At 63.0% G+C, this 11,118-nt stretch carries 12 protein-coding genes, 1 tRNA gene and 1 pseudogene; 6 read left to right on the plus strand and 8 right to left on the minus strand.

The features are described 5' to 3' along the window. Positions 1 to 124 (plus strand): EF-Tu C-terminal domain-related protein (locus tag J1C48_RS18340; protein WP_484825357.1); only part of this gene is annotated, 124 nt, incomplete at its 5' end. A 362-nt stretch (positions 125 to 486) separates the two neighbouring features. Here the strand turns inward: J1C48_RS18340 and J1C48_RS18345 are convergent. From J1C48_RS18345 to J1C48_RS18370, 6 genes are all read right to left on the minus strand, one after another. After that, positions 487 to 1,191, minus strand: coding sequence for a hypothetical protein (locus tag J1C48_RS18345; protein ID WP_207259455.1), 705 nt, complete (start codon positions 1,189 to 1,191; stop codon positions 487 to 489). 54 nt (positions 1,192 to 1,245) lie between these two features. Beyond that, positions 1,246 to 2,154 carry a hypothetical protein gene (locus J1C48_RS18350; protein ID WP_207259456.1) on the minus strand — a complete coding sequence of 303 codons (909 nt, stop codon included), beginning with the start codon at positions 2,152 to 2,154 and terminating at the stop codon, positions 1,246 to 1,248. A gap of 49 nt (positions 2,155 to 2,203) precedes the next feature. Then, on the minus strand, positions 2,204 to 3,214 hold the full coding sequence (locus J1C48_RS18355; RefSeq protein ID WP_343217711.1) for a mitochondrial fission ELM1 family protein: 1,011 nt from the start codon (positions 3,212 to 3,214) through the stop codon (positions 2,204 to 2,206). Further along, positions 3,199 to 3,861 carry a hypothetical protein gene (locus tag J1C48_RS18360; RefSeq protein WP_207259458.1) on the minus strand — a complete coding sequence of 221 codons (663 nt, stop codon included), beginning with the start codon at positions 3,859 to 3,861 and terminating at the stop codon, positions 3,199 to 3,201. The genes J1C48_RS18355 and J1C48_RS18360 overlap by 16 nt, the downstream gene beginning before the upstream one ends. Before the next feature lie 19 nt (positions 3,862 to 3,880). Further along, positions 3,881 to 4,774, minus strand: a complete 894-nt coding sequence (locus J1C48_RS18365; RefSeq protein ID WP_207259459.1) for a hypothetical protein — start codon at positions 4,772 to 4,774, stop codon at positions 3,881 to 3,883. A gap of 83 nt (positions 4,775 to 4,857) precedes the next feature. Then, entirely contained in the window at positions 4,858 to 5,772 is a 915-nt protein-coding gene (locus J1C48_RS18370) for a glycosyltransferase family A protein (protein ID WP_343217712.1), read from the minus strand. Between the two features lie 167 nt (positions 5,773 to 5,939). On the opposite strand from J1C48_RS18370, the gene J1C48_RS18375 reads away from it, so the two are divergent. The 3 genes from J1C48_RS18375 to J1C48_RS18385 all read left to right on the plus strand — a co-directional run bounded on the left by J1C48_RS18375 (position 5,940) and on the right by J1C48_RS18385 (position 8,975). After that, on the plus strand, positions 5,940 to 6,629 hold the full coding sequence (locus J1C48_RS18375; RefSeq protein WP_207259460.1) for a glycosyltransferase family protein: 690 nt from the start codon (positions 5,940 to 5,942) through the stop codon (positions 6,627 to 6,629). A 96-nt stretch (positions 6,630 to 6,725) separates the two neighbouring features. Continuing rightward, the gene (locus J1C48_RS18380; RefSeq protein WP_207259461.1) at positions 6,726 to 7,547 is read left to right on the plus strand and encodes a 3-deoxy-manno-octulosonate cytidylyltransferase; all 822 of its coding nucleotides are present in this window, start codon (positions 6,726 to 6,728) and stop codon (positions 7,545 to 7,547) included. A 189-nt stretch (positions 7,548 to 7,736) separates the two neighbouring features. Further along, positions 7,737 to 8,975: a DUF3095 domain-containing protein gene (locus tag J1C48_RS18385; protein ID WP_207259462.1), complete on the plus strand. Its 1,239-nt coding sequence runs from the start codon at positions 7,737 to 7,739 to the stop codon at positions 8,973 to 8,975. A gap of 27 nt (positions 8,976 to 9,002) precedes the next feature. Here J1C48_RS18385 and J1C48_RS18390 read toward each other — a convergent pair whose 3' ends face one another. Together J1C48_RS18390 and J1C48_RS18395 are read right to left on the minus strand one after the other, a co-directional pair. Continuing rightward, entirely contained in the window at positions 9,003 to 9,536 is a 534-nt protein-coding gene (locus tag J1C48_RS18390; protein WP_207259463.1) for a disulfide bond formation protein B, read from the minus strand. A gap of 12 nt (positions 9,537 to 9,548) precedes the next feature. Next, positions 9,549 to 10,130, minus strand: a complete 582-nt coding sequence (locus tag J1C48_RS18395) for a YqaA family protein (protein WP_207259464.1) — start codon at positions 10,128 to 10,130, stop codon at positions 9,549 to 9,551. 470 nt (positions 10,131 to 10,600) lie between these two features. Between J1C48_RS18395 and J1C48_RS18400 the strand changes: the two genes are divergently transcribed. Together J1C48_RS18400 and J1C48_RS18405 are read left to right on the plus strand one after the other, a co-directional pair. Beyond that, a tRNA-Leu gene (locus tag J1C48_RS18400) sits at positions 10,601 to 10,687 on the plus strand. A gap of 207 nt (positions 10,688 to 10,894) precedes the next feature. Next, positions 10,895 to 11,118, plus strand: a pseudogene (locus J1C48_RS18405) (hypothetical protein); the annotation flags it as partial.

The raw sequence follows: 11,118 nt of genomic DNA on the forward strand, positions 1-11,118 counted from the left end.
CGACAACGTGACCATGGACGTGGCGCTGATCGTGCCGATCGCGATGGAAGAAAAGCTGCGCTTCGCTATCCGCGAAGGCGGCCGCACCGTCGGCGCCGGCATCGTCGCCTCGATCGTCGAGTAAGCGCCGTTTGAGCGCGGATGCAGATCAGTGCCGACTGATTTTTTTGAGAAAGACGCGAACGGGCCCCTTGCGGGCCCGTTTTGCGTTGAGTGCCATTGCACACTGACACGCTTTCGCCCGGGGACCGCGAAGGGCGCGAAATGGTCCGGATGCGCGCTTCACGCCACGAAGCGTGCGCTGCTTACCCCGCCAAGCCATCGCTTCCCGGATGACCCCGGCGATCCGGCGCGATTTGTCGGGTGCTCCCATACCGATAGATGTAGAGCCTACCCTCGAACGGTCGCGTTAGGCCGAGTGACTTCGACAGGTCTCGGTGAAAGCAGCTGCGGACGAACTGCGTTTCGGGCTGTCAGTTTCAGCGCCTACGGCTGATAGAGCGGCAGACCTGTTGCGGCGGCGAGGCTTGATTCGGTGGTCGAAACATGAGGGTGAAAAGCGGCGACCGCTTCCAAAGCGGCCCGGTCCTCAGGCGCATGTTTACGCTGAGAATTGAGGTCGTTGTACTCATGGCCGGTCTGGTCGAGAGAGATGCCGGTGATGATGATCTCAGGGATCTGATGGACGATCGCGAAGGCGATCATCGTCAGGGCGCTCGACGGCCTCACATGCTCTCCGACGCCGCGAAAGCGCGAGCGCATCGCTTTCAGCACGTAGTCGTCGCGCTCGTGACTCAACAGATCGCACTCATTGTCGGAGGGCTTGACTTTAAGTCGCTTCGCGAAGACTTTCCAAGATGACTTGTTGCGCACACGCAATACGCGAGAGATGTTCAGGTCTGCCCAGCGAGCTTCGTCCCACGACGTCGCGAGAGTGACGTCTGCATCTGGGAAACCGTGGCGCTTCGCGCCGCGACCCGCGAACTTCACGTACGCATGGATGCAGTCCTCCGGCAATGTCTCGGGCATTGAAGGATTGGGGGCCGATCCGAGGATGAACCAAGGGTGTCCGCCCAGTCGATGAGCATCGAGCCATTTTTGATTGAATGCAACTGTGTGCCTGAACGCGGGAGGAATTGTAGCGTCGTTTCGCGTGGGACGCTTGACGATGGGAGTGTTGAGAATCTTCATCAATCACATGGCTATGAGGGGTGTGAAAAGGACGAGTGATTGGCTGAGCTGTCGTCAGCTTCCCCGATCTCGCTCAGCCATGACAGCATCGATCCGAGCTACTTCCAGCCGGTATGTTTCGCCATTCTTGCGCTTCCATCCTTTGGCCGTCCAGATTGCGGAGTCTGCCCGAAAGTCATGATCGGCGAAGGATTGGGGCATCTGCGCTGTCGTCAGTTGCAATTGCGATTCGAGCTTCTCGACGATGCGATGCAGGACGATCTGGTCGACGTGGTAGCGCGGCCTCATGTGGAGCGATGCCGCGAGCGCCCGCGACAATCGCTCGGCGAAGCGCAGACCGTTGGCGGTCGGGTTGAAGCCGACCGCGCTTGCCAGGACCTTGCGCGAAGCGTTGCGCTTCTCCGGCCTCTTGATGAGCAGCGCATCGACTCCTTCGCGCACTGTCTGATAGGCTGCGGAGACGGGGCGCCGCGCGATGCCGTCGATGTCGAGACAGAGCAGGGGCGATCGTGTCGCATCGAGAATCAGCGGCGCCAGCAGGAAGCGCGCGCTGGTATAGTAAATCGCCGGGTGATGGGGCAGGCTCTGTCCATACCCCTCATCCCACGTGATGCTGAGGTCCACGTTCGCCAGGGTCTGGGGGAGAGCGCAAACGTCGGCCAGTACCTCGTCCGACGGGGCGCACAGGTGGATGTGAAAGCGCTCGGCTTGCCCCTGAAGCTCGATCGATCGTAGCATCGTTCGGGCAAACTCCCAGTAGTAATGGTCGTTGCATGCGGCAAGGAGAATCGGCTTACCCGCGCCGACCGGCAACTGGCCAGTGATGGACTGCTCGATCGCCGCGAAAGGCTTGGCATGAGCGGTGTCGTCCGCAATGATGCGATCGACGCAGCGGGCGATCCGCCATTGCATCAACAGCGAATGGTGACCGTTTTCGATCTCGATCGGATGACTATCCGTCATCGTGGTCTCCATTACTGCACTGAGCTCGCAGCCATCGCTTCGCCGACGCTCAACGCGTGACCTCGCCTTTGCCGTTTGCCCTTGTCTGCAGCGCTATTCGCTGCACGATCGCGGCGATCCGGCGCGACTCAAGCGGTGGCTCGTAGGCGTATGGCGCGAGCGATCCCTCGAAGCGTCTGGTCAGGCCGAGACTGTCGGACATGTCCGCATGAAATCGCTCGAACTTTTCGAGATGGGCGTTCTCTCGGCCGTGAGCTAGATCGAAGCTGTAGACGGGCTTTCCGGTCGCGAGTGCCTCGCAGGTCATGGTGATGGAGTCTTTGGTCACGATCAACGCGTCAGCCGCCGCCAGATAGTCCCGGAAGGGATTTTCGCCGACGCAATCCCAGACCACGATCCGATCATCGGCCAATGCGGCAAGCGTTTGCTGGAGTGAGGAGGGAGAGCGACGCGAGGTGCATATCAGAACTCTCCACCCATCGCCTGCTAGCGCCCGGACGGCCGTCAAGAGCCGATCAATCGTGCTTTCGTCGTAAAGATACACCCTGTTCGGCCCCCCGGCAAGAAGCGTCGCGACCGGACGCTCGCAGACCGCGTAGCGGGCTCGCGCCTCGCTTCGCCTTGCCGTGATTTCCTCGGGATCGATGCGGTGTGGGACACCGACGACGGGATGGAAATTCGGCCTGTCATGTCGCCCCGCCATCCAGTCGTGGCGGGAAATGAAAGCAAGATCGTAGCGATCTTCATAGGCCGGCAATGGCTTGGCGAGATGGACCGTCAAGGGGCGCTTCCGACAAAGCCGCGCAAGCAGGATCGTGTGGCTGTGAGCCTTGCCTCCGCAGGAGATGATGATGTCCGGGGGCCTCCGCGAGGCCAGGTCTCGAAGCGGAGAGAATGGCGGATTCCGCCAGGAGACCTTTCTGCGCACCGTGATCACATGCGGTTCCGGGTCGATGAAGCGGGCAACGCCGAGGCATTGGGTGAGGGTGCCGGCCTTGACCTCGCTGACCGTCCAGACGTGGAAGAGCGGGGTCGTCTCCGCCGTCACGACGGGCTCCACAGGCGGATGCCGGATTCGGCCGCGAGATCCGCCTCGCTGGTCGACAGCCGCGGTTCGGGCGCAAGCGCGGTCAGCACCGCCCGGTCCTCGTCCACCTGCCGGCGGCGTCGGCCGAGCTGATCGTAGGAATGGCCGACCTTGGAGAGGGAAATGCCGGACAAAACGATCTCCGGCACCCCGAGAAGCAGGCCGTAGCAGGCCATAGCGACGCCGTTGGTGACCTTGCCGAGATCGCCGAAGCCTTCGAGCGGTACGCCGCTGACCTCGAGCACCACGTTCTCGCGGTCGCGCCGGCGCAGCGGCCGGACCCTGCCGATGTGGTCGTAGGGCTTGCCGATCAAAAGGAGTGGCAGGACGAGGGCGGGGACGGTGTGGATCCAAAGGAGCATTCGTGTGTCGATGTGTGGATGCTCCTCCCAGGACTTCTTCTTTGCCCGCACAGTCAGGTCTGCCTGGCCGAGGCCCATGGCCTGCGCGGTGCGGCCGACATTGTTGATGTCGATCCGCGCATGGGTGGCCAGGATGCCGTCGGGAATCGTCGGATCGGGGGCGGAGCCGAGAATCAGCCACGGCCGATCAACGATGCCCAAAGGTTTCAGCCATCGCTTCTGGGTGGCGACGAATTGGGAAGGGGCGAACTCTGGCATTTTCGACGTTGGATGCACTCTAGCTGGCTTCGAGGGTGCCGGTTACCGCACTCTTGGCGCGCATGAAAGCTTCGGAGTTCTTGCGCTGCCAGCTCTTGGCGGTCCAGATCACCGAATCCTCGGCGAAATCGTGGTCGGCGAAGGATTGCGGCATCTGTGCTGTCGCCAGCTCGCCCCTCGCCTCCATCGCCTCGCTGATCTGAACGATGGCGATCTGGTCGACATGGTAGCGCGGGCGCAGGCTCAGGATCGCTGCGATGGCCCGGCCGAGCCGGTCGGCGAAGCGAATGCCCGCTTCGCCCGGCTGGATCGCCAGCGCGCTGGCAAGAACCCGGCGGACGGACTTTTCGTCCGGTCGCCGGATCAGCAGTACGTCCGCTTGCCCGGCGATGTCGGCGAGGGCCGACGTGACCGGCCGGTGGGCGATGCCGTCGACGTCGAGGCAGAGAACCGTCGAGGAGGTGGAGGCCAGAATCATCGGCGCGACGAGGAAGCGCACGGCGGCATATTGGATGGTCGGATAGGCCGGCTGCTGGGCCGTGCTGCCGTCGTCGAAGGTGAAGGTCAGAGCCACTGCCGAGAGCGAGGCGGCGAGCGCCGCGACGTCGTCGAGCGCCTCCCTGGACGGTTCGCAGAGATGCAGGTGGACGCGCTCCGGCGCGCCGAGCCGTTCGATTGACTGGATCAGGGTCCGGGCGAATTCCCAGTAATAGAGCTCGTTGCAGGCGGCGAGGACGACCGGCGTTCCGCCGCCACTCGGCAGCGTTCCCCCCATCGTGTGCCGGAAGGCGTCGAAGGCGTCACGATGGCTCGTCTCTTTGGCCATGACCTGGCGGACCACGCGCTCGATCCGCCAGCGCATCAGCAGCGAGTGACGCTTTTTCTTGATCACGATCGGATGGGGCAGATCCATCAACGGCTCCGTTGCGGCATCGCGTTTGCTGCGCTCGATAGACTGTCGGGGCTGCAAAAACCAGTGTCAGCCATGCGTTGCCGCTAACCCCGCCAGATGCCGAAGGTCTCCTGCATATAGCGAATGCAGGCACGGTTGGCTTCGCCGCGACGGAAGCCTTCTGATCGGAAGTCCTTCAGCGCGTCGATCGAGCAGGCTTGCGATGGTGTCGGACGATAGAGATCCGCGGGGACGAAGATCGGCACGCCGTTCACCGCGAGCATGCCGGAGAGCCAGAAGTCATCCACGGTCCACAGCACCGGCGGGATTTCATAAGCCCTGTCGTCGAAGAACTCTGGCTTGACGACGACGCCGCCGACGCCCTGGAACACATCGACATGGCCGGCCCGAGCAATCACCCGCCGTTCTGGCGGCGAGGAGACGCGGGTCTTGCCGAGATTTTTCACGACGTGCCGTAGTTTTCTCAGGCGGTATTCGAGATCGGTGTTCGACGCGCGGCGACGTGGTGCCGGTAGCCCTGTGGCCGTGCGTGTTCCGCCTTTTTTCGCGAGCTTACCCGCCAAGGCGACGCACTCGTTTGGCCGCTTGTCTTGCGCATCGAAGAGACGTTCAGCCCAGTCCGGGCGGTAAAGGACGTCATCATCACAAAACAGAATTTGCGCATTCTCGCCCTTGAGGTCGCGCGCGGCGAAAAGCACTTTCGAGGCCGGCCCGAGATCCTCTTCCGGGCGGACGATCGTAATCCGGTCGGGAACGTGCGGTGGCGATCCGTCCCATTCGGGAAAACGGCGGTAGTGTTTGGGGATGGTCAGCCGAATTTCGTCGACCTTGCCGCGTTGTCTTGAAAGACTGTCGAGCGTCGGCCCGATCAAGGAAAACCGTGGCGGGATCGTTGTCAGGGAAATGATACGCAACTGGCGGGCTCGTCGCTTTCGCAATCGTCGTGTTATGGCGGACCGATAGGATGATACCATCGGACCGTCGTCCGCGCCAAGCACGCCGCGCCTTGATCCAGCGCAAAGCCGCGACGGTCAGCCTTCGGATAACCCTTCGTCACGCGTGGCCACGGCATCGTCACATCCTGCGGTCGGCGTCTGGCCATGCCGCGCTTCAAGTCACCCACGGTTCTTGGTAGAGCAGGCGCAAATGAAAAGGGAAGCGGTCCATGCCTATCGATATCGCTCGTGTTTTCATCGGTTTCGATACCAAGGAGGTGATCGCCTATCACGTCCTTGCGCAAAGTATCCTCGAAAATGCCTCCATGCCGGTGGCGTTTTCGCCGCTGGTTCTGACAAACCTCGAAGGCGTCTTTGCCCGCGAGCGCAACAATCTGCAGTCGACGGAATTTTCCTTTTCGCGCTTCCTGGTGCCGGCGCTCAGCAACTTCGAAGGCTGGAGCCTGTTCATGGATTGCGACATGCTGATGCGGGCCGACATCGCCGAATTGTGGAAGCTGCGCGACGACCGCTACGCCGCGATGTGCGTCAAGCACGACTATGTGCCGAAGATCGAGACCAAGTTTCTCGGCCAGACCCAGACCAAATATGAGAAGAAGAACTGGTCGAGTGTCATCCTGTTCAACAACGCCAAGTGCCGGGCGCTGACGCTGGAATACGTCAACACCGCCAACGGCCTGAAGCTGCACCAGTTCAAATGGCTGGAGAATGACGATCTGATCGGCGAGATCCCGGCAACGTGGAACTGGCTGGTCAATGAATATGACCACAATGCCGACGCCAAGACCGTGCACTTCACCGATGGCGGGCCCTATTTCGAAGACTACAAGAACGACGACTATTCCGACGAGTGGTTTGCCGCTCGCGAGCGCACACTCTTCGTTCAGCAGCGGCTCTGACGGTGCGCTGCGTCGGGCGGGGCGGTTTGCCGCCGTCCCGTCGAGGTTTTGCCGGCCGCCCTCGTCTGTGCGGCCGGCTTTTTCGTTGAGGACACCATGACTGAATTGCCCGACGACCTGAACGGCTGGGCGGCCTTTTTCGCCGGCCACCGCACCGTCGTTTTCGTCGCGAACAGCGAAACCGCGAATGTCGAAGCGCTGCGCGCCCGGTTTGGCGAGGATGTCCTCTTCGTCTTCTTCAACAAGGTCTACAAGGTCCTCTCGGCACCCTTTACCGGCTCGAGTCTGTTGGTCGCGCGCTCGAGCGTCGCGGGGGCGAACATCGTCTATCGCCGCGAGGTCGACACGGTCTGCGGCTATTTTGCCGGGGCCGGGTTCAACGGTATTCTCAATCTCAAGGCGGTCCCTGCCGAACGCTTCAGCGCGGCGCATAATTTTGGCGCACGGCCGGTGGGGCGCATCGATCTGTCCGATCATTTTGCCGGCTTTTACCCGGAGGAGTCCGTGCCGACGACCGGCTTTGCTCTCGCGATTTGGCTCGCCGAGCGTTGTCCTGATATCCGGCTGGTTCTCGCCGGCTTTTCAGCCGATCGGTCCGAGCGCTGGAAGCTGTTTCACGATCACGACTGGACGTTCGAGCAGATCGTGTTGCGCCTGATGGCGCGCTCCGGCCGGATCGAGATGGACACCTTGCGTGCCGCTTCGCCGCTCGATGCGATCACCGCTCGGTTTCCCGACCTTGATCCGCGCGAGATCGCGCTGGTTGCCTGCGAGGTTCTGGCGTCTCGTCAGGATGGCACGAACCGCGCCGTCGACCGACTGTATTCGATCGTCAAGCCGCTCACGGGGCTTCGTGGCGTCTTCCAACGGCTGAAGCCGAAGACCCGTAAAGAGAAGCAGGCCGTCTCTCGCCGCTGAGCGCTTTGGGGCGCTCCGACGCCGTTGTCAGGCCGCGGTCTTTGATCCGGCCGCTGATCTGCGGGCGGCGGCGCGATTGAGGCGAAGGTGATAGAATGTCGCCGGCAAGCATGATCGCATCGCGGAATCTGCGACGGGGCTGGGATCGGGGACGGCGATCGCGCTGCGCAACCAGGGCGGGACTTGAACATGGCGTCAGCACAGATACAGAGCCCATCGCGGTCGCTCGCGGCATCGGTGGGCGGTAGCGCCGACGACGCCCTGACGCTGTTCGAAGCGCTGCCGGTCGAGACCGATTTCGCCCGACTGGCCGATCCCGCCGTCTATCATCCGCTTCCGGGGGATTGGCTGGTTGGGCTTGCCGATATCGAGCGGTCCACCGACGCCGTCGATGCGGGGCATTACAAGGCGGTGAACACCGTCGCGGCGGCGGTGATCGCGGCCATCGCCAACGAGATTCCGCAACGCGACTTTCCCTTCGTTTTCGCCGGGGACGGTGCCGGCTTTGCCCTGCCGCCGGAGCTTGCCCCGATGGGACGCCAGGCACTGTCCGCCGTGGCGGGCTGGGCGCGCGAGGCCTTCGGCTTTCACCTGCGGATTGCCGCGCTCACCGTCGATGCCGTCCGTGCGACCGGCCGGGATGTGGCGGTCGCCCGATTTGCGGCCTCGCCGGATGTCTCCTATACGATGTTTTCTGGAGGCGGGCTGGCCTATGCCGAAGCGCGGATGAAGCTCGGCGACTATGCTTTGCAGCCGGCGGAAGGGGAGGCCGCGCGCCCCAATCTCAGCGGGCTGATCTGCCGTTTCGCGCCAATCCCGGCCCGCCACGGCGTGATCCTGTCGGTCATTGCATTGCCGGCGCCAAACGTCGCAGTCGCCGACTTTTCCGCTGTGGCCGCCGAGATCTTGGCGCTCGCCGGCGGGATCGACGAGGCCGGGCGCCCGGTGCCCGAGAGCGGGCCGGTGATGTCCTGGCCGACAAGCGGTCTGTTGGTTGAGGCGCGGGCGACGGCGGCGCGCTCCGGCCAGCCGTTGTGGCTGGCGATGGTCGTGATCTTTGTCCGCTCCCTTCTCTCCCATCTGATCTTTACCTTCGGGATCAAGGTCGGCGCCTTCGATCCGGCGCGCTACCGGGCGACGCTGGTGCAAAATACCGATTTTCGCAAATTCGACGACGGTTTGCGGCTGACCTTGGATTGCTCGCCGCAGGTGGCTGACAGCATCGCCGAGCGGATGAGCGACGCCGAAGCTGCCGGCATCATCCATGGCGGTCTGCACCGGCAGGACGCGGCGTTGATGACCTGCTTCGTGCCGGCGGCAAGCCGCAGTGATCACGTGCATTTCGTCGATGGCGCGATGGGCGGCTATGCCGCCGCCGCCGCGATGGCCTTCCGCAAGGCGGCGCCGGCGCGGCCGCAGCCGGGTTAAGCCGCCCCGAGCCTCGCGATCCGGAGATCAGGAGAAACGATCGGCCTTGGCGAATGCGCTGCGCAGGCCGATGGCGGCAAACAGGGCCGAGACGATGGCGTTCCAGCCGGCAAAGGAAATGCCGATGAAGCGCCCGGCCGCCGCGTCGCAGGAGGGCGGATGCACCGCGTCGATATCGGCAAGCAAATTGCCCGACGACAGATCGCCGCCGCCGACCTGGGAGCAGCCCGTCGGGCCCGGCCAGAAGTGCCACTCGACGCCGGCGTGATAGACGCCGAGCGCCACCGAAATCAGCATGATCACGCCGATCAACAGAATCAGCCCGCGGGTGATCGGCGCCGGCGCGCGGCCGGCGGCGAGGACGAAAGCGACGAGGGCGATCGGCACGGCGACGTAATAGGGAAGGCGTTCCTTCAGGCAGAGCGCGCAGGGGATGTAGCCGCCGACATATTGGAACAGCAGCGCCGAGCCGACGGTGATCGTCATGCCGATCAAGAGGAAGCTTGATGCGAGCACTTGGCGAAAGCCGGTCGGCCGACGAGCGAGGTCGAGCATGGACATGGGCGAAAACCCTCAGAAAAGATAGCGGACCGCGACGAAGCCGCCGATCAACAGGATCATGAAGAGTGTGACGAGCAGGCCGAGATTCTTCTCGATGAAGCCTTGGATCGGTGCGCCGTAGCGATTGAGCAGGAAGGCGATGAGGAAGAAGCGCGCGCCGCGCCCGACGATCGAGACGAGCGTGAAGACGATCAGATTGAGTCCGCTCACTCCGGAGAAGATGGTGAGCACCTTGTAGGGAAACGGCGTCAACGCCGCGAACAGCACCGCCCAGCCGCCCCATGCATTGTATTTGGCCGTCAGCTCCGCGAAGGCGTCCGCCTTGCCATAGAACTGCAAGATCGGTCGGCCGATGACATCGAAGAACACGGCGCCAATGGCATAGCCGAGAAACGCTCCGAGGACGGAGCCGACGGTGGCGATCGCGGCGATGCGGATCCATTTGCGCCGCTCGGCGATCACCATCGGAATGATCAGCACATCCGGGGGGATCGGAAATACCGAGCTTTCGATAAAGGCGATGGCGGCAAGCGCGCGTTCGGCGTGGCGGGTCGCGGCGAGCGACATGACCCAGTCATAGAGGCGGCGAAGCATGAACGATCGCGGGTCCCGGGCTTGGTCGGCGAGAAAGTCGGTCGAGCCTTTTAGGGTTCCGCTTAGGCGGAAGGTCGGCGAATGGCAATCCCCAAAGCGGCACCGCCCGGGGCGATGGATCGTCAGCCTCGTATCCTTCGCAAGGATAGAAAACACGATGGGGCGAATCTGCCGCAGGGCCGGTCATCTGCCGGCGCGGCGCGGCGGGAAGGACGCTCAGACAAAGCAACCGGAGGGGGCGGGCACCGGATGATCGCGATAATGCCGCAGCAGGCCGTCACCGGTCTCACAAGCCGGGGAGGGGGCGATCATCATCGCGGATCTTTTTCGGATGAGGCGCGGCGCCACACTGCCAAAGCGCTGAATTCTGGCCCGCCATCGGCACAAAGGTTCTGGACGAACGGGCGATCCTTATGCCATGGAAGCCGGCATGATGGTCGCGCGATCCGATGGTGTCGGTCGCGGGGCATGCGGGTGTGGCGGAATTGGTAGACGCGACGGACTCAAAATCCGTTTCTGGTGACAGAGTGTCGGTTCGAGTCCGACCACCCGCACCATGTCTCAACTTAGAAATGGCGAACGAATTGATCGTCCGGTGCACCGCCGGCGGTTTTGCCTGACGGCGATCGTTTGGTTGGCTGCGATGGTGTTCATCGGACATCGCCGCAGCGATCCTCCGCGGCGATGCCGCGTGAGGAAACCGCTTCGCTCGCTTTCTCCTTCACAGGGGGATTGCGCTTGCGCCCGGCCCGCACCGACGCGCCATGATCACCATCCGATCGATCAGGCGAAAATATCATCTGTTTGACTTGTTATTTTTGCGGAGGGATCAACTTATCGCTCTGACGGACAACGCAGCGTTTCATTCGGCAGGTTTTGATGGCGATGGATGCGGATGGGGGGATTTCGGCCTCGGATTTTGTTCAGGCGGGCCGGGTTTTGCGGGTGGTCTCGCCGCTGGGCGAGGACGTTTTGCTGGCGGAGCGGG

The organism is Jiella flava (assembly GCF_017349315.1).
GTDB classification, from domain to species: domain Bacteria; phylum Pseudomonadota; class Alphaproteobacteria; order Rhizobiales; family Rhizobiaceae; genus Jiella; species Jiella flava.

Bases quoted from the DNA above. Each gene is read 5' to 3' on its own strand.
- J1C48_RS18345 (WP_207259455.1), bottom strand. From the start codon at position 1,191: ATGAAGATTCTCAACACTCCCATCGTCAAGCGTCCCACGCGAAACGAC.
- J1C48_RS18350 (WP_207259456.1), bottom strand. From the start codon at position 2,154: ATGACGGATAGTCATCCGATCGAGATCGAAAACGGTCACCATTCGCTG.
- J1C48_RS18360 (WP_207259458.1), bottom strand. From the start codon at position 3,861: ATGCCAGAGTTCGCCCCTTCCCAATTCGTCGCCACCCAGAAGCGATGG.
- J1C48_RS18365 (WP_207259459.1), bottom strand. From the start codon at position 4,774: ATGGATCTGCCCCATCCGATCGTGATCAAGAAAAAGCGTCACTCGCTG.
- J1C48_RS18375 (WP_207259460.1), top strand. From the start codon at position 5,940: ATGCCTATCGATATCGCTCGTGTTTTCATCGGTTTCGATACCAAGGAG.
- J1C48_RS18380 (WP_207259461.1), top strand. From the start codon at position 6,726: ATGACTGAATTGCCCGACGACCTGAACGGCTGGGCGGCCTTTTTCGCC.
- J1C48_RS18385 (WP_207259462.1), top strand. From the start codon at position 7,737: ATGGCGTCAGCACAGATACAGAGCCCATCGCGGTCGCTCGCGGCATCG.
- J1C48_RS18390 (WP_207259463.1), bottom strand. From the start codon at position 9,536: ATGTCCATGCTCGACCTCGCTCGTCGGCCGACCGGCTTTCGCCAAGTG.
- J1C48_RS18395 (WP_207259464.1), bottom strand. From the start codon at position 10,130: ATGCTTCGCCGCCTCTATGACTGGGTCATGTCGCTCGCCGCGACCCGC.